Annotated in this window: 15 protein-coding genes; 6 read left to right on the plus strand and 9 right to left on the minus strand. The window is 40.2% G+C overall.

What is annotated here, in order from left to right; all coding sequences use genetic code 11:
* Positions 1 to 49: 49 nt before the first annotated feature.
* Both NSTC731_RS21360 and NSTC731_RS21365 read right to left on the minus strand, forming a co-directional pair.
* Entirely contained in the window at positions 50 to 1954 is a 1905-nt protein-coding gene (locus tag NSTC731_RS21360; RefSeq protein WP_445626694.1) for a chloride channel protein, read from the minus strand.
* A 179-nt stretch (positions 1955 to 2133) separates the two neighbouring features.
* A complete protein-coding gene (locus tag NSTC731_RS21365; RefSeq protein WP_445626695.1) occupies positions 2134 to 2262 on the minus strand; it encodes a hypothetical protein in 129 nt (42 codons plus the stop codon).
* A 168-nt stretch (positions 2263 to 2430) separates the two neighbouring features.
* On the opposite strand from NSTC731_RS21365, the gene NSTC731_RS21370 reads away from it, so the two are divergent.
* A complete protein-coding gene (locus NSTC731_RS21370) occupies positions 2431 to 2817 on the plus strand; it encodes a hypothetical protein (RefSeq protein ID WP_322673143.1) in 387 nt (128 codons plus the stop codon).
* A gap of 268 nt (positions 2818 to 3085) precedes the next feature.
* Here NSTC731_RS21370 and NSTC731_RS21375 read toward each other — a convergent pair whose 3' ends face one another.
* Both NSTC731_RS21375 and NSTC731_RS21380 read right to left on the minus strand, forming a co-directional pair.
* The gene (locus tag NSTC731_RS21375; protein ID WP_445626696.1) at positions 3086 to 4081 is read right to left on the minus strand and encodes a hypothetical protein; all 996 of its coding nucleotides are present in this window, start codon (positions 4079 to 4081) and stop codon (positions 3086 to 3088) included.
* 337 nt (positions 4082 to 4418) lie between these two features.
* Positions 4419 to 6035, minus strand: coding sequence for an ArnT family glycosyltransferase (locus NSTC731_RS21380; protein ID WP_445626697.1), 1617 nt, complete (start codon positions 6033 to 6035; stop codon positions 4419 to 4421).
* A gap of 762 nt (positions 6036 to 6797) precedes the next feature.
* On the opposite strand from NSTC731_RS21380, the gene NSTC731_RS21385 reads away from it, so the two are divergent.
* Positions 6798 to 7967: a hypothetical protein gene (locus NSTC731_RS21385; RefSeq protein WP_445626698.1), complete on the plus strand. Its 1170-nt coding sequence runs from the start codon at positions 6798 to 6800 to the stop codon at positions 7965 to 7967.
* Between the two features lie 13 nt (positions 7968 to 7980).
* Here NSTC731_RS21385 and NSTC731_RS21390 read toward each other — a convergent pair whose 3' ends face one another.
* On the minus strand, positions 7981 to 9288 hold the full coding sequence (locus tag NSTC731_RS21390) for a recombinase family protein (protein ID WP_445626699.1): 1308 nt from the start codon (positions 9286 to 9288) through the stop codon (positions 7981 to 7983).
* Positions 9289 to 9937: 649 nt separating this feature from the next.
* On the opposite strand from NSTC731_RS21390, the gene NSTC731_RS21395 reads away from it, so the two are divergent.
* The 4 genes from NSTC731_RS21395 to NSTC731_RS21410 all read left to right on the plus strand — a co-directional run bounded on the left by NSTC731_RS21395 (position 9938) and on the right by NSTC731_RS21410 (position 13455).
* A complete protein-coding gene (locus NSTC731_RS21395) occupies positions 9938 to 11899 on the plus strand; it encodes a Mu transposase C-terminal domain-containing protein (protein WP_445626700.1) in 1962 nt (653 codons plus the stop codon).
* A 3-nt stretch (positions 11900 to 11902) separates the two neighbouring features.
* Positions 11903 to 12709, plus strand: coding sequence for a TniB family NTP-binding protein (locus NSTC731_RS21400; protein WP_445626701.1), 807 nt, complete (start codon positions 11903 to 11905; stop codon positions 12707 to 12709).
* 29 nt (positions 12710 to 12738) lie between these two features.
* Positions 12739 to 13248, plus strand: a complete 510-nt coding sequence (locus tag NSTC731_RS21405; RefSeq protein ID WP_445626702.1) for a TniQ family protein — start codon at positions 12739 to 12741, stop codon at positions 13246 to 13248.
* A 66-nt stretch (positions 13249 to 13314) separates the two neighbouring features.
* Positions 13315 to 13455 carry a hypothetical protein gene (locus tag NSTC731_RS21410; RefSeq protein WP_445626703.1) on the plus strand — a complete coding sequence of 47 codons (141 nt, stop codon included), beginning with the start codon at positions 13315 to 13317 and terminating at the stop codon, positions 13453 to 13455.
* On the opposite strand, the gene NSTC731_RS21415 is transcribed toward NSTC731_RS21410, so the two are convergent.
* From NSTC731_RS21415 to dcm, 4 genes are all read right to left on the minus strand, one after another.
* Positions 13446 to 19037 (minus strand): DEAD/DEAH box helicase, encoded by a 5592-nt coding sequence (locus NSTC731_RS21415; protein ID WP_445626704.1) that lies wholly within the window; start codon positions 19035 to 19037, stop codon positions 13446 to 13448. The two genes, NSTC731_RS21410 and NSTC731_RS21415, sit on opposite strands and share 10 nt — an antisense overlap.
* A gap of 30 nt (positions 19038 to 19067) precedes the next feature.
* Positions 19068 to 19970 (minus strand): hypothetical protein, encoded by a 903-nt coding sequence (locus NSTC731_RS21420; protein ID WP_445626705.1) that lies wholly within the window; start codon positions 19968 to 19970, stop codon positions 19068 to 19070.
* Positions 19967 to 21961: a hypothetical protein gene (locus NSTC731_RS21425; protein WP_445626706.1), complete on the minus strand. Its 1995-nt coding sequence runs from the start codon at positions 21959 to 21961 to the stop codon at positions 19967 to 19969. Before NSTC731_RS21425 ends, NSTC731_RS21420 begins: the two co-directional genes overlap by 4 nt.
* A gap of 115 nt (positions 21962 to 22076) precedes the next feature.
* Positions 22077 to 24167, minus strand: a complete 2091-nt coding sequence (gene dcm / locus NSTC731_RS21430; RefSeq protein ID WP_445626707.1) for a DNA (cytosine-5-)-methyltransferase — start codon at positions 24165 to 24167, stop codon at positions 22077 to 22079.
* Positions 24168 to 24614 lie beyond the last annotated feature (447 nt).

Consider the following 24614-nt stretch of genomic DNA (forward strand, 5'->3'; position numbering starts at 1 on the left):
GTCCTTTGTGAAAAATAATGACTAATGACTAATGACCAATGACCAATGACTAATGACTAATGACTATATCTGTAGTAGGTAAGACTGGTAAATAGTGGCGAAGTGCCTTGCGCGTAACTGCTAAATTACAGGTTAATGCAATTTGCTCTTTTTCTAATAAACCCAAAATGCGATCGGGTTTGTCTCGTGCTACCACTGGTAATTGATGTAGACCTCGAAGACTCATCCGGTCTAAAGCCTCAGATAAAAGTTCATCTTGCCATGCATAGAGAATTTCAGTAGTACAAATGTCTATGAGGGTTTGACTAGATAAATTATCGGGAATTTCGGTTAGGGGATTTGGATATGTTTGCCAAATAGCAAGGGCACGGTTAATATCTTCCAAAGAAAGTATACCAACTAATTGCTCTGCTTGATCGAATACTAAAGCACTACGAACGCGATCGCGGGTCATTTCCACAGCAGCATCTAATACTCCCAAAGTTGCAGGTAACTTTTTGGGACAAGGGTACATGGCATCTTCTACCAAAATTTGCTGCACAATTTCCGATTGTTCATCTTTCAATTCCGAAAGACCAATTTGTTGTAGATTAGAGTTAGAGTTAAAAGTTGGTTTAATCCTTTCTACTAGCCAAACACTTAAACCCACAGCTGCCATCAACGGTAAAACAATTCGATAGTCGCGGGTTAATTCAAACAGCATTAAAATAGCCGTTAACGGCGCTCTCACACTAGCAGCTAATACTGCTGCCATTCCCACCATTGCATAAGCTGGGGGAGCCGCCATTTGATCGCAAATTGTCGGGAATGCTACAGCCAACATTTTGGCGTAAGCCGATCCAAAAGAAGCACCTAAAAACATTGCTGGTGCGAACAAACCACCAATGAAACCACTACCTGCACTAATTGCAGTCATCAATAATTTCACCACCAACAACGCCACCAATAAATAGAGTGGAAACTCCACATCTTGAAGCATTGCTTCTACAGTTTCATAACCAACGCCTAGAATTTGCGGAAAGTGTAAAGCAACAGCGCCAATAATCGCACCGCCAATAATTGGATGAATCGGCTCAGGAATTCGTCCCAAAAAGGCAAAACCTGGAACCTTCCCAGCAAAGCAAGCTTTTGCCAAACGAATTAATTGAGTATAAGCCAGAGAAACTAGGCTGGCCCCTAAACCTAAGCCAAGGTAAAGAGGTAATTCCAAAGGACTGCGAACCTGGTAAACAGGTAAATCAAAAGCAGGTTGGGCCCCCAAACCAATTTGGGCAATTAATGCTGCTACCACCGCAGCTAAGAGTACCACACTGACAGCAGAAGTAGCAAAAGATGTCGCTCCCATCACCACCTCTAGAGCAAAAAATACTCCAGCGATGGGAGCATTAAATCCCGCCGCCAGCCCCGCCGCCGCGCCAGCACCCAACAGCAAACGTTGTCGTTCCTGAGATACATTTAGGATCACAGATAACAACATCCCAAAATTTGCGCCAATTTCGACACTCGGCCCTTCTGGCCCCAAAGAAGCACCGCTCCCCAAAGTAACAGATGCAGCCAGCATTTTGGTAACTGGTCTTAGTGGTCGCTTAATCTCTGTTCCCTGAGAAGCGGCGATGAGAGATGAAAGTCCAGGCCCAAAGTCTTGAGTACGCCAGCGCATCAAGCCAACAATTAATCCGCCAAGGGTGGGAACGCAGGCTAAAGTCCATGCACCCCAGGCCCCAATTTGACCCATTAAATTTTCCAGCATCAACTGGTGAACCAACTGGATTAAATAGTGAAAGGTGACTACACCCATACCAGTACCACCGCCAATGAGCATGGCTAAAAACAGCACAACTGTTTCTGGGGATGGTTGAAAACGATTAATTAAGTGAGCTAAACGAGCGGAAGGTGTAGGAAAGGCAGGTTGTTCCGTTACCTTCCTCAGTTGAGTGGGAGGCAAGAGAGTCATTGAGAGGCGGGGTAAATGTAAGAAAAAATTTAAATTTTTATCTGTTATTTATCATTGTGAGCCATTATTTAGCAACCGGACAAGTAGACTTTATTTGCTTAACTTACAAAGCTTTAGCGAAAAATGTCATTGTGCAAAATTTGTGTGGGGAGAACGGTTAAATGAGAGAGAATTATTATTTAGGGGTCAGCAATGCCTAAGTTGGGCGTAGCTGCGGCTAATAGAGTGCGAACGAGCACCAACACTATTTTTTCTAGAGACAACAAAGTTTTTTCGATTGGGTGGACATATCCGTAAACATTAACCATGAGTCATCCTTGTTTAAATCTAGCTATACTCGTGTTGCGACTATTGAGGCATCCTTGGTAGTAATAGAATGTATGTATGATTGATGCCTGATGTCAGATCGGACATTGACCCCAATTCAATATAGCTATTGTTATAGAGCGAGTAAATGGACTAGGCGGATGAGGTAAATGAATATACACACTTTTGATAATCATTATGTTACTTGCCCAATTTGCCAAAGAAATGCCACGCCAAAACCAGTTAAAACACGCATGGGTTTGTTTTGCTGTCCCTATTGCCAGGAAAGGCTAGTAGTTTGCCAAAGTGGTCATTATGTCCGCGATCCGTTTACTTGGAGACAATTGATGATGTCTTCATCGCTACGTCGTCAAAGCCGACCTTTAGCGAGGATTCTCAGAGATTTTATCCTACTCAAGCGTCCGATGGTAGCCTTGGCTGTAGGTAGTGCGATTTTCTTTGGTGCGATCGCTCTGACCCAAGAAAAGACAAGTTACGACCGCCAAATTCTTCCCACAACAGAGAAAGTTAATGAACCAGGAAACAAATCCCAGTAAATCGATTGCTTTGGTATAAATCAAATTCTACTTTGATTTTTGTAATATTATAACTAAATACTTCGAGCAAACCGTGTCTTCTTGCCCCAAATAGGACGCGGTTTTATATTATGTCCGCTTCCAGAGCGATCGCTGATTAAGTAAGTACTTTAGTACCCAAGATACCTATTTTCAGCACTAAAGTGCTAACTACAAACTATTGTTTATTTATGCTTATCTAATTATCATATCGATTTGAGAATCGGGACACTACAAAATCTAAGATTTACTAGTCCGGCAAAACTTGGGGTGAAAACATTGCCTGCAACGACTCATAGTAAACGAAAAAATAAGCAGCCTGTTCTGGTTGCAAACGAGAGCGGATTTCAGTACCGAGCAAGTAAATTAATTGCCGCACCAATTCCCAGCGCACCTTTAATCGAGGATATAACATGACACACAAGGGAAATAGCTCTTGTTGTATAGCACTAATGTTGTTCTCCAAAATACAAACCCATAGATATACCTGGAACATCTCTATATCACGGACACTAGAAATGTTAATGTTAGTATCGCTTAAGCGACCTGTATGGCATTGATAATTGGGATACATCTGCATCACTCGTTCTGCAATCTTGGTCGCAATCTCGCTGCACAAGGGCAAAAGTTGCTGGACAGCTTGTAATGGTGGCGCGTCGTAAGCATATTCTGCTGCTGCCTGGTAAGCACGCTGGAGCGGCATATAGAGATGATCGTCAATCACTTTGAAGTAATCCCTCAGCGATGCTTGCTGCACTGGTGGTGTTAAGTTCAGTAGTATTTGTCCGCTGTAGTGAAACTGCATACTAATGAACCCAATTACTCTAGGATCGTCTACTGTGTATTTGTGTCGAATTTTCCCCAAATCCCTAGCAATCCATGTAGAAAACTTTGCTGGGGAAATCTGTTCAGCATAGGCTGAGAGGGCAGTTTGATAAATCTGGTGGGTATCTTTTGCAACTTCCCACGGATCGATTAATTCAGGGTCAATTTGATGCCGAATCACCTCTTGAGACAAAAGCGCTTCTGTTCTTCCCCACGCTTGAAGACTTGTGGTTCGCAGTGCCTGCGTTAACGTTTTTGCAACCTCATTTGCAATTTCACTGACTTTCAGAACCTCGATGCGATTATCCTGTTCAGCTAAATTTCGCAAATACTTCTTCGCCCACGCTTCTGAAAATGGTTGATTTGCTTCTGTCTCAATCCTTCTGATTGGTTCTGGTAACGATGAAAGATTTTGCGGCACTATAAACACCCAATTGCTAAATTTAATGAATGAAATATTTCGTAATAAATATTTCAAGCATAGAGAAATCAATCTCGCCAGCAAAACCGCAAAATTACGCAGTTTATCATTTCTTCAAAGTAAGTCGCAGGTTTTTTACACTTTTTGGAAGAACGCGATCGCTATAAGATGATCGTTACCTTTTGGGCAACGATCTGATTTTTTCCTGATAAGGAGACAAGCAGGGGAGCAGAGGAGCAGAGGAGCAGGGAGCAGGGAGCAGGGGAGAAGTTGCAGTAAGTCTTTCCCCTCTGCACCCTTCCCCCTGCCCCTCTGCCTCTTCCCCAATGCCCCATACTTACAATCTATTGATATCTTTTGTGACTAATTTCCAACCTTCAGCTTGGTCAATTAGCTTCATCGACTCTAGTTGAAGATTGTTGAAATCAGATAGATTCAGCAGGAAGTAGGGTTGGCCGTTGTAGTGCCAATAATATTCTAGTTCACCAACAGAAGCGGGAATGATGGTGCGATCGCTATAATAATCCAACGAGGGACGATGGTAAGGAAAAGATGTGTAAATCTTCCTCGTGGCTGGATTTGCCCGGACAATCATGGCGGCTACTGGTTTAACTGGATAAGCTTCAGATAATTCCCAAACCCAGTAGTTAGATTTCATTAACAGCAGCAGCGAAATATAACTTCCCCAAAACAAAATTTTCAGAAATTGTCCGTCACCTCGTTCTGCCAAAATAGCTGCTAAAGTCATAGTTAAAGCTACGGCGGCAAAAATCAGTTGTAAGTCTGTTTTTGGTGTTGTACCCGAACTGAAATAAATACTACCAGCAGAAGCAGCCACAGCAAGTATTGCCAAACCAGCAACCCAAGCACGGGGATAAGATGATAGTAAAGGCGAATTTTCCGTATCTGATAACTGGATACCAAAAGCTAAAGCTAAACTAGGGTAAATCGGGAATAGATACCAGGGAACTTTGGTAATCATCAAGGAAATTACCAGTAGATAAACCCCACTCCACGCCATTACTAGTTTTGCCCAGCTAAGGTTGCGATTTTCCCAGGTTAAGCGGACAGTTTGTGGTAAGAATAATAACCACGGCCATGTGTATTTGAGAAGTTCAATTACATAGTACCAAGGTGGTTCAGAATTACCTTCTACAACAGAGCCTCGGCCTAGTGATGGATTGGCAATACCAATTTGAGCGAAAGTATAACCATAGTGAATTAGTTGCGCACCATACCAACCAGCTACAGGTAGAATGCCAATTAAGATTGCGATCCAGAGATAGTAACAAGTGAGCAATCGTGGCGTATCCCAAAATAGAAATACAATTGCGATCGCACCGAGTAATACGCCTAGCAGTCCTTGAGTTAAACAAATAAACCCAAAGCTAATGCCAACACCAAGACAATAACGTAAATCTCGGCGCGATCGCAACACGCACAACATCATCACCATCAAAAAACTTACAATCGCCCCATCCAACATTGCCAGCCGCCCATGACGCACCACAGGTAGCATTGTTAGATAAATCAAGGCGCTATAAATAGCAGCCCAACGTTGGCGAAATATCTCTCGAGCAATGCAATACAGTAAAGGTACAGATGTTGCTGTTAAAATTGCTCCAGGTAAGCGCGTTGTCAACTCATTTTCGCCTCCTAGAGAATAAGCCCAAGCTATCAGCAAATGCATCAAAGGCGGCTTGTTGTGATATGGTTCGCCTCCTAACGTTGGGTAAAGCCAACGCATTGAACCTGCTGGGGCGTGCCAAATTTCACGAGCAACCTGTGCCACAGTACCTTCATCCCAATCTCGCAGTGGCAATCCTCCCAGATTGATGCTAAACAGTAATACTGCTGCCAACAGCAATACTATTAGCCATACCCAATCAATCCATTTTCCAACCGTGCGATGCTGTCTTTCCAGATGACTCCAAATAAAGCTTCCTTCTTGCATATTCTCTGGTAATCATTTTACTTGCTGGTTTGATTACATAGAGACATCTAGCGAATCTCCAATGTTGCCACCCAGTAACAACGTATGTTTTTAACAATTGCTAGTTTCCAAGATTAACTCAATTTTTTCTAATTAGCGCTATTTTTTGAAAATTTATATTGGTTATTTAAATCACATTTTAGCGAATAAATGATAAAAATAATACAACTAATTATTTATTACCTGTCAGATAGTCCGTAAATAAACTTGTATTTTCTTTTGAAGGTGATGCTTAGTTTAAATTTTATCTATTTACTTTTTAAACCTCATCTATGTTGAAACCTAGAGTTTTTTAAAAAATATATTTTTGTAGGTTGGGTGGAGTGAAACGCAACCCAACATTACCACCAAATTTTATGTTGGGTTACGCTATCGCTGCACCCAACCTACAAAACTACCTACGGTTTTCAAGGTAGACGAGGTTTATCTGGCTAAGTACATAATTTTTGTAACTGATTGTTACACCAATTAAATTATATGCTGAATAGTTCAATAAATTGTCTGTAAATTTTCCGAAGATTAATTTTACGAAAAATATATTTATTTTTCAATAAAGCAAATTTACTAATTATTAATTAAAATAATCTATAGTCAAACTATCTAAATAAACTAATTTGATTTTTTAACTTTAATTAAGCAACTCTTTAATTGAGATATCTATGATATACAATTTTTTTAACGCTTTCTATAACAATAAATAGCTAAAAAATATTGGAGATATCAATGAATTTACCTGTAGTTGTAGATATTACTCTTGGTTTGGTTTTTATTTACTTGATTTTGAGCTTGCTAGCTTCGGAAATCCAAGAACTAATTGCCACGTTATTACAATGGAGAGTTAAACATTTAAGAACTTCAATTGAATTACTTTTATCAGGTGGTAGTGAAAGTGAAAAATCAGATATTATTAATGCAATGCATCTAGTACAGAAACTTTATAACGATCCTTTGATTAATACTTTGAATCAACAAGCTAAGGGTAAATTAGAAAAGCATTTCCAGGAAATTACTAAAAAACCTGATAAAATAGTGCTAGAAAAACAAAGCGGCCCTTCCTATCTACCTTCTGAAACATTTGCAGTAACTTTATTAGATACCTTAAAAATTCCTCAGCTAATTAATTACGTTAAACATCCTAGTGAAGAAACAAAAACTAACTTGCAAATGATATTAAGTTCTTACAAAGAACTTAAAAAAGGTATTAATAATCCCAATAGTGCAAGTTACACAAAAATTCAAGAAATTTATGGAGAGATTGACCAGAAATTTATAGATTTTGTTAATAATGAGTTACCTGATGAAGTTCCTAATAATTTAATTAAGAGCCTTAGTGTAATTGCTCAACGTAGTAGAATAAAGATTGGCGATCTCAACGAAGAAGTAAATCAATTTAAAAATGAAGTAGAAACATGGTTCGATCGCTCGATGGATCGAGCAAGCGGTGTTTATAAGCGAAATGCCAAAGGAGTTGCTATTTTAATTGGAATATTAGTCGCTTTTTTAACTAATACTGATACATTCCACTTGGTTAGAAGACTATCGGAGGATTCGGTTATCCGCTCTACTATTACTCAAAGTGCAAGTCAACGAATCGATTATATCAATGATGAAGCAGCCAGAAAAAATATTGAAAAACTATTAGGAAATTCTTCTATACCAATTGGATGGCAAAATATTAATCAACAGTTTGAGTTATTAGATACGAATAAATCGAATCTCATTTACATCAGGATTTCACAGGTTTTTAAATTAATTTGCGGTTGGATAGTGAGTGGTTTTGCTATTGCTATGGGTGCGCCTTTTTGGTTTGATATCCTGAATAAAGTTATCAATGTGCGGAATGCAGGGCCAAAACCTGTTGCGTATACTAAAGATCAACCGTCTCAAAAATAGTGTTTCAATTAAATCAAAAAATAAAAATAACTTGGAGTTTTAATTCTTTATTCTGACAAACAATCTCAATTTGTCTAATAAATTCTCGAAAGTAAAATCTTCGTTCTGTTTCCGATAAATCTAACCAAAATTGTGGTATCGAAACAGCTTGAGCAACAGAACGCAAGTTAACTGGAGGGAGAATTGCCAACTTTGCTTCGAGTGCAGAAATTTCTGTGCGAAGTTTGTAAGCCCTTAACTTTGCTGTTTCGGCATCTAAAATTCCAGTTTCAATTAAAGCGGGTAACTGAGCAAGTATTTCTTGCTGACGAGCGATCGCTTGCCCTAAGCTATTCTTGAATGCATCCAACTGAGGAAAATTCATTCCTGCTACCGCCAGAGGTAAATCACGGCAAACGGTTTCAATGGTATATTCCAACACCTCTTGATAGGGAATAGCCTTACACTTGGGGCTTTGGGGACAGCTAGTAGAACGTAAATAAAGATACTCCTTATCTTGGTTGCGTTGAGTAACACGGGTAACTGTCAGATGCGACTGACACTCAGCACAGACAACCAACCCAGCCAGAGAACGCGGTGCGCTAGCAGTTCGGGATGGTAAACGGCTGTTACGGCGCAAAAGTCGGTCAACTTGGGCTGCTTCTTCCTTAGAAATTATCGGAATATGGGTATTGGAGATAATTTCACCATTTTGGTAAGCTGTATTGCCGCGATAAACTGGATTAGTCAGCCAGCGTCTTCCTGTAGTGACAGAGATTTTCTTGCCGTATTTTTTCGCCAAGTAACGCACTGAACCCCGCAGGGAACCATAAAGTAAAAAGTGTTCAAAAAAATCTTTTACGACTGGTGAAGTACTGCGGTCAATGGTATATTTTCCCTTACCTCTACGATAGCCGTAGGGAACTTTGCCCGGTGGTGGTGCAACTTCAAGACGATTACGGGCGTGTCCTTGGCGGATGCGGCGGCTGCGTTGCTGACGTTGGATTGCGTGTAGCAAATTCAGCAAGTCAGCGCCCAGAGGGTAATTTTCGGAAGTGTAGGGCTGTTCAGTGGCGATTACTGCGATTCCCATGACTTCGAGTTGATTGAGGCGATCGCTAATTTCCTCTACAGTATCTCCCAATTCTTCCAACCGACGAATCAGGAGATAATCTGCTGGTTCAGTTTGGCAATCGCTAAATAATTGTTGTAATTGCGATCGTTCAGAAGAGTTTGGCTTGCCCAAATCTTCATAAACCCGATCCACCTCCCATCCCCAATCGGCTTGATCGGGAGAAGATTCTAATAGCGGATCGGTGTAAGAGTAAGCAATTATTTTCAAAGGTTTAGCGCCGCATCACAAAGAAATGGTATCAGTTGTTTTGAGTTTAGCGTTCTGGTTGTCCGACTTGGTTCATCACATTTTCCCCATTGTCTGAATCACGGATTGATACGGATTACTAGATTACACGGATGATTAAAAGGAAGTTGTAGAGCGACAGATTATTTGACCACAGCGACAAATTATTTGTCAAAAGACTTTCTTAACTACGAATCATTATATATCAAGGCTTTCAGGAATTAAACCCGTAAAAAGCTAATTCCGGCTTTGGCGACAAATTAAGCGTCTTTTTTTAAGCTTTACGACTAATTAGATGACAATTCTTAATTTAGCGATGAATTAAATGTCAATTCTTCGCAGCTTCATAGTAGTATAAATGTACCCATGTAGAGCGACATATTATTTGACCACATCGACAAATTATTTGTCACACTTCTGTGTTAGCGAACAATCCTTATATATCAATACTTTTCATCATTTGATAGCTAAAGAAGCTGTTTAGGTTAGCTGCGACAAATTATATGTCAATTCTTCGGTAAAGCGACATATTAAATGTCTTTTGTTGATTTACCGAAAAATTAAATGTCAATTCTTCACGACTTTATAGTAGTATAAATGTACACTAGTTTTTCACAAAAAAATTACATCTATGAGTGCTTTAGATGTAGATAACGAGTTTGACTTGGAAGAAGATACTTACCTATTGAGTGATGAAGATGCAGAACTCTTTGATGACTCATCAGATGTAATATCTGTAAATGAAACTTACAATTCTGCCGAAGAAGACGAATCGGTTGAGTTTTTGGATCAGAGATTTTTAGAGGATTCGGAACTCAGGCTTTCAGGTGAGCAACGGCTTAAATTAGAAATCATTCGGAGTTTACGTGAACCCTGCGATCGCCTAACTTACGGCAAAAGGTTGGAGGAAGCAGCCAAAAAGCTTGGTAAATCTGAACGAACCGTTAGACGTTTGATTAAGTCTTGGGAAGAAAAAGGTATGGCTGCTTTAGCGGAAGTTCCCAGAGCAGACAAAGGACAGGTGCGAAAAAGTGAATATTGGTATAACTTGAGTCTCAAGTTTTATAAACAAGGGAATAAAGGAAGCGATCGCATGACTCGCACTCAGGTCGCCGAGAAGATTGCGGCTAAAGCTTACGAATTCGCTAAAAAAGAATTAGAAGTAGAAATATCAAGGTTAGAAAGTCAGGGATTTTGGGGAGAAGACTTAGATTGGGAGTTAAAGAAGCTGATAAAAATCAAGGAAAAGGCAGAAGGCTTTAAGTATTGGTCAAAGTATGGAAAACCTCCCAGCACTAGGACAGTAGAAAGATGGCTCAAACCAGTTGAGGAGAAAAGGCATAAATCTCGCATTAGCCGTAGCCCAGGATGGCACGGTTCCGAACATATAATTAAAACCCGTGATGGTCAAGAAATATCTATTAAGTACAGTAATCAGGTTTGGCAAATTGACCATACTAAAGCTGACATCTTATTAGTGGATGAGGATGGTGAGGAGATAGGCCGTCCTCAATTGACAACAGTAATAGATTGTTACTCTCGTTGCATAGTTGGTTTCCGTTTAGGTTTTGCCGCGCCAAGCTCTCAAGTTGTGGCTTTGGCGCTACGGAATGCAATTATGCCAAAACGCTACGGTTCGGAGTATGAACTCAGATGTAAGTGGAGTGCTTATGGTGTACCTAAATATGTTTATACAGATGGTGGTAAAGATTTTCGGTCAAAACATTTAGTGGAATGGATTGCGAATGAATTAGATTTTGAACCAATTCTGCGAAGCCAACCTTCAGATGGTGGCATTGTAGAACGACCTTTTAGAACCATTAGTGGGCTGCTTGCTGAAATGCCAGGTTACACGGGGTCAAGCGTTAAAGACCGTCCAGAGGGAGCTGAAGAAAAAGCTTGTATAAGTCTTCCTGAACTAGAAAAACTAATTATTGGTTACATCGTCGATAGCTATAACCAAAAGCCTGATGCCCGAAGTCAAGCCAACCCTCTAACTCCAAAGCAAAGTCGGATTGAGCGTTGGGAAAAAGGACTGCAAATGTCTCCTACTTTGCTGAATGATAGAGAACTTGACATTTGCTTAATGAAGGCAGCAGAACGGGTTATATATGACAATGGCTATCTAAATTTTTCTGGTCTTCGTTACAGGGGAGAGAATTTGGGAGCTTACGCAGGCGAAAAAGTTATCTTAAGATTTGACCCCAGAGACATCACTATGATGTTAGTGTATGGTCGCAAAAATAATAAAGAAATATTTTTAGCCCGTGCTTATGCTGTTGGTTTAGAAGCAGAAAGGCTGTCAGTTGAGGAAGTTAAATATGCACGGAAAAAAGTAGAAACTAGTGGTAAAGGCATCAATAATATTTCGATTTTAGAAGAGGCCATTAGACGTAGAAACTTTTTAAAACATAAAAAAAGTAAGACTAAAGCTGAACGCCGCCGTTCTGAACAAGAAAGGACAGAGCCAATACCACAAAGATATGAAAAGGAAAAAAATGAACAGGTTGAGATATTAATTACTAAACCTGAAGCAGATGAGCCAATAGAAAAAGTGGATTTAAAACTATTGCGTGAAGAGCTAGGGTTGTAAACTATGACAAACGAAGAAATACAGCTAGAAATCGAACGACTTAGACATCCAGATATTTTAAACATTGAACAAGTGAAAAGATTCAGTGCTTGGTTAGATGAAAGGCGAAAGTTAGGAAAACCTGGTAGAGCAGTCGGAGAGTCAGGACTGGGCAAAACTACAGCTTCTCTTTTTTATACCTACCAAAATAGAGCCGTAAAAACCCCAAACCAAAATCCAGTTATTCCTGTATTGTATGTAGAGTTAACAGGTAGTTCTTGTAGTCCATCGCTTTTATTTAAAAATATTATTGAAACTCTAAAATTTAAGGCAAAAGGTGGCAATGAAAGTCAGCTAAGAGAAAGAGCATGGTATTTTATTAAACAATGTAAAGTAGAAATATTGATTATTGATGAAGCTCATCGTCTTCAATTTAAAACACTGCCAGATGTTAGAGACTTATTTGATAAAGTGAAAATTGTCCCTATATTGGTAGGGACTAGTAGTAGACTGGACACTTTAATTAGTAAAGATGAGCAGGTTGCTGGGCGTTTTGCATCTTACTTTAGTTTTGAAAAACTTTTAGGAGCCAACTTTACAAAAACGGTAAAGATTTGGGAACAGCAAATTCTGAGACTACCTGAGCCATCGAATTTAGCTAATAATCAGGAAATCATAACTCTTTTACAGGGAAAAACAGATGGTCAAATTAGATTATTAGATCAAATTCTTAGAGATGCAGCAGTTAAAGCATTAGAATCTGGCGTTAACAAAATAGATAAATCACTTTTAGAGAGTATTGAAGGAGATTATTCATTAGTAGCAAGCTAAAATATACATCGTCAAAATTATAAACTCAGATGTCAAACGAAATCTATAATTTTGAAGCTTGGATAAATACAGTTGAACCATTACCAGGGGAAAGTATAAGTCACTTTTTAGGTCGCTTTGAAAGGGCTAATTTGCTTACTGGGTATCAAATTGGTAAGGAAGCAGGAGTCGGTGCGATAGTAACAAGATGGAAAAAACTTTACCTCAATCCATTCCCGACTCAACAAGAATTAGAGGCATTAGCAAAGTTTGTTGAAGTGGAAGTTGAAAAAATCACGCAAACTTTGCCCTTAAAGGGTATCACAATGAAGCCCCGGCCAATTAAATTATGTGCTGCTTGCTACGCAGAAGTTCCTTGTCACCGCATTGAGTGGCAGTATAAGGAAAAAATGAAGTGCGATCGCCATCAATTACGCTTACTCACAAAATGCACTAACTGCGAGACACCTTTCCCGATTCCAGCAGATTGGGTGCAAGGGGAGTGTCCACATTGTTTTTTACCATTTGCGACGATGGCGAAACGTCAAAAGAGTTGTTAAATTTGGCTACTGTAGTTTTTTGAAAACGATACTTTCTCTTGGAAATGCTTACGCGACAGCCTCGCTGTGAACTGGGTTCCTGGGCTAATTATTTTCTATTGTGTCACCCAAAAGTTGAGCGGATCGCCCTATCGGTATTTTCCTGTATTAATAATGGCGATCGCTCAAACAATCTTTAGCACCGAACCAAGCAAACATCATTCATAGGGGAAGCGAATAGCGGTAAAAATTGATTTTAACTTGGGAGTTAAGCCTTGTTCCTGTGCTTCTGTGTAGCCTTGCACGATTTCTGGTCGTAAATTTTCAGGGTTTATGTCCCAAAGAGGATGTATGAGGATTATGGCTTCGCTATTAAAATTATCGATACCTGCTAATAAACTACCGAAAGTCGTTTGCTCCAAACCCAGCCCTGAGAAGTAGGAATTAGCTGTATTGGATACCAAATCCACCCAGTAATCATAATTTAAATCAATTTGTGCATTGGGATTTAGTGCAAGACGCACCATATCGTAACCAAGCCGCCAGTCTAAAATTGAGTGGTAAGCCATATTACCAAACTCCCGCAAACATCGATGGCAAGATGTAGAACATTCTTCTTGATGTGCGGTAGAAAGTAATGGAACAGCAAAAGTTTGACTTGAAGAATGTTCGTCACCGAGAATAAAATGCAGGAGGTTTTCAAAACGCTCTGGCTCCGCTAAATGTGAGCTATAACCCGCTCCATTTTCTAGGCTATCAGACAAAAATATCCGAGCGGATGGTGGGGCAAAAGGGCTGCTAAGGTCTGTAAAGGGCTGAATACCAACATCAAGCTCAGATTCTGCAACATCTAAGCTGACAGCAGCAGCCCGCCTAATAAGAAAACCAAATGAGTACCAAGCAGCTCTTGCTTCCGCTAGTGCTGGATTTAAATTGAGTCCGAAACCGCCACTGGGGATGCCTGCAATTAATATATCGGTTGTAGAAATGGCAGCCAAAGCTCTAACAATCGGTTGGACAGAGGGATCGTTAACAGGCTCAGTAACCCTATCACGTTCTTCTCGTGATAAATCCAACAAAGCTTGTTCAAATGCTTCCCTAGTTATCCAAATGTGCTGGTTAGAGACTTTGAAAAATTCAAAGTCTTTGCCGTTGTTATCATTAATGCGATAAACCAAAGCTTGTGGAATACATCTAATATCAAAGTTTTGACGAGTTTCAAAACTATATTCCTCAGAAGGTGTACCCAAACGTGTCTTGAGTGCCCGTGGAGTAAATTCAAACGCTCCATTATACTCGGCGTTAATTGCCCACCATGTATTAAATCCTGGTGGTTCGCTAATATCAACCGTTCGGTATCCCTTTTCATCTCTAGGAGCCGAGCAATAAGGGCAACCCCTTTCTTCTAACGGATTCTCGTCGACTAAAGCTTGACATTGGCGACAAACACCAACACGGACACCTTGCCCCAAGGGATTTGCTTGGAATACAGTTTTATTCCCCGAAGGGATAGGATCGATAATTCCTACTGCGGTAAGGAGCATATCATCTTTTACAGTTTGGGCACCTGGAGCGAATTGACTAATTGCAATATCTAATTCTCTCTCCACAACACCTGTTTTTGGAGGCCATTCCCCTGCTTGCATTGTTGGGCGTTCATGGTACAGATAACGGCTGCGGGTAGGAAATCCAAACATGGGAAGAATGCCACGCGATGCTAAACGCTGACTTAAGGCTAAGTGTTGAAAGTCCGTAGAGTCATCAACAACTGCATCAATATCTTGTAGCAGTTTATTACAGATGTAATCAACCATTTCTGCTTCATTTATTGAAGTACGGCGTAAAATTACTTCACATATTTCTTCAATTTCTGATGGGTGATTTTGTATCCATTCTTCAATGATTGGTCTATGTTGTAACCATTGCCAGATTTGACCAAATTCACCGTGAACATTATCTCCCGTGTATTCAAGAAGGACATTTTGAAATGCTCTATAGAGAATTTCTTTGTTTATAACTCGCTTGGCAATTTCTTCACGCCTAACGTCAACGTAAGGTTTTGGTGGAGGTTCGGCAGTAATAAGTCGGGGACGTTCAAAATAGTAATCATCATGACTACGCCCACGGCATAATGTTAAAGCAACAGACATACCTAAACCGCGACGACGACCAGCCCTTCCCACGCGTTGCTGATAATTAAAACGGATTGGAGGCATATTTGCCATACCGATAGCTTGAAGTGAACCAATGTCAACTCCAGCCTCCATAGTGGTTGTGACACTTAAGAGGTTAATTCTAGAAGGATCGGGTTGTTCGGATGGTTTAAAAACATCTTGGAAAAGGCGTTGTCGCACACGTCGAACACCAGGATCAGTTTGACCTGTGAGTTCTTCAGAATTAAGCGAAAATATTGGTTCGTTAGAACGTGCTAAATATTCATAATAATCGCAATCTTCCAAATCATCACTTAAGTTGTAAGTACCTGGAATGTTCGGTAAAGGACTGTTACAACTGGTACAGATTCCTCCTGAAGCATGTAGGTGAATTCGTCCGCATTGCCCGCAGGCGTAAATATCTATTTGGTTATTTTCGTTAGGACGTGGACTAAGAACCTGTAAAGATTGGGGAACAACTCGCCATTGGTCTAAAACTGAATTAATGATGTTTAAAGTTGCTTGCTCTAATTCTTCTAGATTGTAGCCCCTGATTTCAGCCACGCGGTTAAGGTACTGATTAATGTAACCAGGAGGGTTATCTTGTCCGGGATAACCTGAGCCGTTCCAACGTCTTCTTTGTGCCAAAAGCCGGATGACAGAAGCAGCAACTTGCTCTTCTAAGCTAGAAGGTGGAGAATCGTCAATCCACAAAAAACCAAGCTTGAGAGACTCGAAATCACGAGCGCCACTAGCAAATAAGACAGCTTTTACAACCGACTCTAATAAAGCGGTTTCAATTTGTCTCATTGCATCTCGTTGTGTGGGCTGTAAATCTAGGTAACATCTTGGCGTTGAATTCCAATCAACTAAATCAGTCCACGAACGCTCATCATTATTAGAAAATTTATATTTTGCTAAGGAAGGACTTGAACCACCAGGGTTTAAACCAATTGAAAGTAAACCTTCTCTAACAGCATTCAACAAAGAATTAAATGGAAGCGAAATAAAGCCTCTAGGAGGTGTTGCAGGTGTTAATGCTAGAGGTGGATTTCCTGTACTACCACTAATTACATAAGCTGCAATGCTACTTAACGTTCCCGGAGACAGTAAAGTATATAAGTGTTGTAACCGAGCCATGTCAATATTGGCTTGGTTTTGTTGTATCAACTGGCTTTGTAAGCTAAAAAACTCCAAAGCTAGTTCATACTGAGTTTGAGCCTGCAAATACTGTGTTTCTGATTCCTGTGCTTGACGCAGAAGCCTTTCGTAAGCAATTTGACGGACTGTATCAAGATAATGATCGCGTTTAATACCTGTAGATAGTTTGGCAGCATCTTGACGGCTATCTGAAAATAAAACCAGTTTCCGACCTATTTCGGGTGACATCTGCCGCATTAAAGCATCAGATAATACTTGTACTACTCGTTGAAAACCAGAGCCAAGGTCACGAATCGAAGAACTGACTCGCCTACCACGCCAGTCAGCTTCACAATGAGGACATTTTGATGGAAAAGCGTTTGCCTCATTTTTTGGTGCTATAAAAACATAGCCAGCAGTAGAACCACTTGAAGCAGTATTTGGAGAAGCAGGTAATGTTAAACGTCCTAAGAGATGATTGAGTAACGCAGGTCTCCATTCATAAACCTTCTCCTTTTCCTGCCACTGCCATCGTGGAATACGAGTGTGGGTTTGTTTTATTAATGGCCTTCCGTTTGCAGGCCAAAATACCAAAAATTCCCCGAAGGTGCGGCTTAACGATGCTGCCTTATCTGGAACGTTTTCAAGATAAGGGTAATCTGGAGATAAATACCAAGCATTTGATGAATCCTGATCTTCACGTTTAAACCCACCAAGAAATACTTCGCCACATGATTGGCAGTAAAGAAGCTCAATAACTCTCGAATTACAGCGATCGCATTTTGGTTTAGGATCTAAGAAGAGCTTACCAACAGGCGGTGTTTGTTCTCCTGATGGAGTTACCCCCGATCGCCCGGAGCAATTAGGATTTACACAAGCCCAAATCCTGCCTGCATTATGGAAAAAGTAGTGCGAACGTAGGGGGAGAAGGGCTTCATTATCAGAGTTTCTTGCTAAAACAATAGTTCGAGCTAATCCGCGAGCCGCAGCTTGTCCGCTTAACGACACATCGCCAAAAACTGCTTCTGCCAATTCTTTGACTGTCAATGGATATTGGCTGGCTGAGGTTTGTACAGCCCCAAACGCTTGGATGTGATTTAAGCCCTCAGTTAAAACTTGCCTTGGTGGAGCATCTACGTTAGGAAGATGAAGCGTATTCGCTAACGTTGTTGCTGCTTCCTCAATAACCGCATCCTCATCATTATTTTGGCTTTGGTTAAGGATGTTGTCGATTTGTGCAAATGTCTCTTTGTAAGGTTCTAGTGGGTTTGGCTGATGTTCTGAGGTCGGGAAATTTTGTTGTTCCCCAGGAAGAATCGAAAATGTATTGCGATCGCGTCCAAAAAATTGTTCGAGATAATCGAGACTTTCGTCATCGTCGTCACTAATAGATGCACTAGTAGCGATAATTCGTAATTGTGGCGAATCCGGCTCCAAGCCAATCCGATTGAGTAAAGCCCGCAAAAGATAGCCAACCTCGGTTCCGGGTGTTCCTCGGTATGTGTGAAGTTCATCTATGACAAGGTGGAAAACATGATGCTGCCGATCTTGCTCCAACCATTGCTTGGTTTGTTCAAATATGTCATTTTCAACACTACGCATCAGCATAATATTTAACATACTGTAGTTGGTAATTAGGATATCGGGAGCTTTATCCTGCATATCCCAACGAGACCACATTTCAGAACCATCAGGATTTTGAAAATAGTAAATGAGTTCCTCATCAGAAACTTGATCTGACCACTCATTATCCATTTTTAAAAGCTGTTTTTTAAGCTTTCCCTGCTTTTGAGAATTAACATTCCCATCTTTCATGCGTAATCCCGCTACAGGTGTCGCTCCGTTATATCGCCCAAACCAAAACCGATTTCCATTCATATTGTCTTCCCGCCACTGTTGAACATGCGGGTTATCGCAAGCTCTACGAATGCGAGTTAATTGGTCTTCAATAAGTGCGTTGAGTGGGTAAAGTAATAAAGCGCGGACAGCAGATGGTCTTTCTGGAGATTCATGCTGTCGTTGAGAAACCCATTGTTGTCTTAGTTGCCTCCACCATTTTTGTGAAGTACCATTTGAGGAGCCCCATGCGGGTAATCCTGGGGTTAAATCCCCAAGTGCTTCTTCGGCTAGATAAGCAAAAATGGGAATTAAGTAACATTCGGTTTTTCCCGAACCCGTACCTGATGTAATGACTACTGCTCGTCCTTGCCGAGATAGTTCCCAAGCCTGAAACTGATGCTGATAAATTTGGCGCTGGGGAGAAAATAAACCCCCATTAATAAAGTTGGCAACGGCTGAATTAATCCCAAAATGTTGACAGGCTTCGGCAATAGTAAAACCTGAAGGTAGATAAGGCGCAATCGGTTCCAGTAGAGGTTCTCGCCATAGTTGACCATCTTGGTCAAGCATTGCTCTGCGTTCACTCATCAGGGCTTCATATCTAACCCGGAATGGGCTTTCTAGGTAACGCAGATAGGTTTGTCTAATTGAATCAAAAATTTTAAACGGATCGTTCATATACGTTTCCTGGCAGGGCGTTTAGTTAATTTAATTAACCCACCGGAGTCCTGGATGATTTTGTCCAATAGCAACCAGAAGCAAACCAGCTAAATCTGGTGAAATTTCGTTATAAACAATTTGCCCCTGATCAATCTGGCTTGGTCTGCCCGCACAAAAATAAGCAACACGAGCATACATTTCAGGTAGTGGACTTGATACATCGGTGGTTAATGTACGTTGAGTTTTATTGTATACCGCAAGTTGAAGATAACGTAACGCGGCTGCCGCATAAAGTGCCTCATGCTTTGGCATCCGCACTAATCTACCTTGCTGATTGTGGACAAAATAATGACGAGTATTATAGTAGCTAAATTCACATACTGTATGCTGTAATACACCATCAACCCATTTTCGATATTGCCAATCGAATGACTGAGCCGACCATCCAGCTAGCGGAGTTGCTTCATCTGCGATTTCTAGTTGCTTGAGAATAGGGTTTAAGTCTTGGCTTAAACATTTTGCTTGTTGAGGAACAAAAGAAATACCAATAATCGCAGCTATCTGGCGAATACCCGCTTCTGTACCCTTAACACGTATTTCAGCTATTTTTTGAGATGTCGTATCGCTAATTATTTGACAATTTAAGGTTGCTGCAACATCACACATCTGCGAAAGCAATTTCGGTGTTCGCCCTCCACATAGTACGGCGGTATCAGGACTATTAAGCAATCCTGCGAGTATTGGTGGACGAACCTTCCATCTTTGGGAACCATTAATGAAAAAATCTATATGACTAGCCTCGGACAATTGAAACCGGAGATTTCTACATAGATCGCTGATATCGACATCAAGATCTTCAAAAGAAGCAAGCTCTGTGACTGCTCTACGAAAAGTTATCCATGACCCCTCTTGCTGATGAGTTAGCCAGTAAAGCAATGTATCCCAGCTCATCTATATCTCCTTTTTTGTTGTCGCTTGATTTCGCGTGCAGCTTGCATATAAGCCTTCCAAGCTACTTGTAAATTAGAAGCTTTTTCTTCATCGTAAATCGATGCTAATTTGGGACGACGAATAGCTGCGTTATAAACCAATGATGTCCAACGTTCTATTTCGGATGGTATTTGAGTCTTTGCTATGGAGAATTTTAGTGTTTTAGGACTGAGTGGACTCTTTGCCAAACAGACAACTCTTGCTCCTGTACCTGACCCGAATTCTATAGCCCACGCTGCCTGAAAAGAAGATTTGACTATTATTCCCTGTTGAGATTCATAGATTGCTGCTTGCGTTACCTCACCAGGATTTGCGCCTATGATTGTCCAATTACCTGGGGGGAGAGCTACATGAGAACCAGTGACACTGGTGCGGTAAAAATTTTGTCTTTCTTTATCAAAATTAATTTCAGGTTCAACAATCTCAATCTTTTTGCATACCGAACCGACTTCTATCCAATGAACTCCTGGATGCATCAAATGCGATAAGTCAACTAAAGTTCCATCTTCCGCAATAGTTATGGGTATACCATCAATTTTGGGTTGTTGACCTTCTTGTAAACCTGTAATCATTAAGCGAGGGGGCGCACCTAAAAGCCATGCCGACTTTTTGCCCAAACGTAATCCTCCCGATAGTACTATATCTACGGCTGACTCTACATAAAGTGATTCCAGTCCAGAAGGTATATTTGCTACATATTTTTCAGCCTTTATGTCACGAAACAAACACCAACCATCAGGAAGTCGTTTATCGTGTATGGGATTGGAGCTACGAGATGAAATTTCCTCAAAGTATTCTCTTGCATTTTTGGCTACATCCTCGTGTACGAGAACGTTACAAGCGATGCCAGAGGGTAAACTATGGCGAGAAACAAACCCTGTATAATCCGAACTGGGAGCAAGTGCGATCGCAGAACAACCCGCCCTCTGTAAAACAAATTTAATATTGTTAGATTTTGTACTCCAAGAGAAACCTTCACGTAAATCTCGTCCGTTTTTCTCTCCAAGCGAAATCGGATTGTACCATCCCTCTCCGCTCGACTCTAAATATAATTCTTCACAATTAAAAAAGGAAGGAAACGAATCTGGACATCTGGGAAGAAAAGAAAATTGTGGTTGTCGTCGCACAATATCGAGAAGAATCTCTACAGATGCACTTCTTCTACCGTATGAGTCATTTATCGCACCGTCCCACAGTTCTAGCTCGTTGTTAACCTGTGTAATTATAGCTTTGAGCCGCTTATCAGCAAGGGCTTTTTTTCCGGTAAGCGTGAAGTAGCAACTTCCCCATCTTAAAATATCTGCTTCTAACTTGTTGATTGGAGCTATCTGTCCAGGAGTATAACCAGCCCATGCAAAAAAATTTGGTAGCTTTTCAATATCAACTTGACGAAGAGGTACGTGGGTTAAAGGAAAGCTTATATATTTTTTTACTGTATTTGCTTCTGACATTGCCAAAAGCAACGATTTTTTCTGCTTAAGCCATTTATGTAGTAATTTCCAAAGCTTTTCAAACTCATCTGTATGAAAGCCTTCAGGAAAATTCCTAACTATTTTACATCCCAGAAGTTCCGCAAGTCTAGGGTAATAAGCTCCGGTGCTAACTTCTTCATCCGAATGCATTCGATAAGCAGCTAAAACACACAAAGCTAAAAAAGCAATATATTTTGGAAACCCGTTTTCATCGTCTCCATGCAAAACACTAAATCCTGCTGAATATGAAAGTACCCTGTGACGATATACTGATGAAACTACATCAACAAAATCTTGTTCTGCTTCTTCAGGTGACAATGGAGTTACTTGAATCTTCGCAAAAGCAGCAGCCAGAATTTTTGGAGATATCGTCAAGTAAATTTCTTGTTCATTGGAATTGTTAGAGAAAAAGTATTCTGCGATCGCACGATTCCAAAGACTATATTTTTGTGATGTAGAGAGCGCATTTAAGTGGCTCATGGAATAACGGTAGTACCCTTGCAATAAAAATAAGTGCTTATTTTTACATTTTATTTTGAAATAATACAGTGGTGGTTAAGTTTACACAAAAAACACGATAATTTTACATAATCTATTAAAGGTCAAAAAGAAATTCTGCTATGGCTTTAGTTACAAGTGGACAGACAGCATTAGCTAATTGCTGTTGCTTGTGTACTAATCCACCGTTAATGCTATCTATACTTCCAGCAAAACGGAACCAATCTGGAATTGATTGTAGTCGGGATGCTTCCCTCAAAGATAGACCTCGATGTTGTTGTGGGTGAATTAACATACTCTTGCGATAGTGTCCAATAGTAATAGATGGTTCATCCCAGCCAAGCCTTCGGTAGATGTTACTATGAGTTCTTTGAACATCACTGTAATTAGTGAGTTTGTCTTCAATATCCTGCCAATTTCCTCCAGGTGGTATCTGTTGATAACGTTCAATTACATATTCAGAATGACGGGAAGTAATATGGTCTGTGATTAAACCAACAGATGCTCCTTCTCTCATAGCTTTTAAAAAAGGATTTGTGATAAGTTTTTGGTTCCTTAGCTCTTCATAAGCCATATTGTGTTCAAGACATCCGTTACCAATAGTAGGTAAATCTTGTATTGCATCTCGTACTGTTACATAAGGTTTGTCTTGACCCAGACCATGCGTAGGTAAAGGGAATGGCCCCCACTCACCGAAATCATCTTTTCTATAGCCCAAATCTTTATGTATGCCAAAAAAGAAAAAGCGGTTACGATGTTGTGGTACTCCATACCAAGCTGCATCTATAAGTTTTGGGAAAACAATATATCCAGCTTTGTGCATACGTTTAATTACCCAATCTACAACATTGATTTGAGTAGAACTTTGACCTGCTTTTGGTGTCCACAAGATACCCTGGACATTTTCCATTAAAAAACAGCGAGGTTTTAATTTCTCAACATATTTGAAAAAAGTATCTACAAGTTGGTTATTTGGGTTTTCGCTATTCCCTGAATTACGATTGGCGCTAGAAAAACCCTGACATGGTGGGCCACCAATTAATATATGGACATCGCCTAATTCCCTGCAACGACTTTCTGTAAATTTTTGTACTTCCTTTGTACGTAGGTCAAGAGGTTCTATTTGTTCTGGAACACAATCAACTCCAGATATCTGAGAGAGTTGACGAAAAGCCGCATGGTTATGTTTAAGAGTCTCTACATAAACAGGATTAACCTCACCGCAAAAACCTATCTTATAGTGTTTATTTGGTTTGGTTGCCATTAAAAAACCAAGTCCCATTGCCCCTGCCCCGGCAAATAGTTCGACAACATTCAATCCATGTGATGAATCACCTAAAGTTTTTTGCAGGCTTGCTCGTCTCGAAGGACTTTGTTCTTTAGTAAAAGTAAGATTTATATCTTGTTTGCAAGCTAAAGTTATATTAGAGCGAATGACTAATCCGGCATATTTATCTTTTGTATTTTGTGAACATGAGCTTGATTTAGTGTCCAAAGCAGCTATTCTGCTCCGCTCTTTTTTTCTAAGAATTGTTCTGATCCATCGCACCCAACCTACTGTTTGTACTAAGTCTTTTAGCCCTAATTCCGAGGCTGAGGACAGAGCAAAAATTGTATTTGAACCAAATCCTGATACACCACCTCTATAAGCCACAATTAGACGAGCAGAACTATTATCTGGTAAAAGTACGTTGGGTAATTCAGCTACGCTGTAATTTACGACTTGTCCCGTTGAATATTCTATGATCGGCTCTTCTTGCCACTCTATATCTGAATCTAATAATGATGCTGCAACAATTTCTTTTGAACTATTGTAGTGAGGATGCTCACTGCCTAAGCGCACTTTCGTAGAAGGGCGAATTTGTAGCGTAAAACGAAAATTCCGCGATTGAATACCTTGAATAAAGCGCTTCTTACATCCATACAAAGCACTCGCAACAACCATAGCTTCACTTCGTCGTGGCTTTAGACTATCAAGTAAATCTAATGCCACATCCACTTTCTGGTTTTGTTGCGATCCACTAGATAATTTTGCTGGGCAAAACTGTTCTGCGATTATTGTTGGTTCATTTTCATCAATATAGTGTAGACGCACTTGCACAGGATGAGGCAATTTGTCTGATATACCAACTACAGGGCGTAATAAAGAAGTATTACTATTGTCCTCGATAAGTAAAATCTGGGACACAAAAAAGCCTCTCGAAGAATCGGAGCTAAATTGCACAATTTTAGTATTATTAATCACACTCTCAAATATTTATAAATGTTTTAGCCATTTATGTTATCTGTAAAAAACTCACCTTTTTTGAATTAAATTTGACATTTACTTTAATAGTATATTAGCTAGAATGCTAACTGGTCATGCTTTCTATTAAGTATAAAAAATTTTAACCTGCCTAAGCAGTAGTGAGGCTGTAACTACTGCTTAGGCAGAGTTTGCTTCTTTTGGCAATCCACAGAACAAGATCACTAATGAGACCATCTTCCTGTTCCGCTATTTCACACCTTACTTTGTAGACATCTTTAGGCAATGAGTTTCTATGGGATTGCTCTGGCTCATCAACTCGAAAAGGATTTGCCGCCAGTTGAGCATATCCTGATTATTTATGAACAAGTTTACTCATGAATCGTGAGT

It is taken from the genome of Nostoc sp. DSM 114167, from assembly GCF_052692655.1.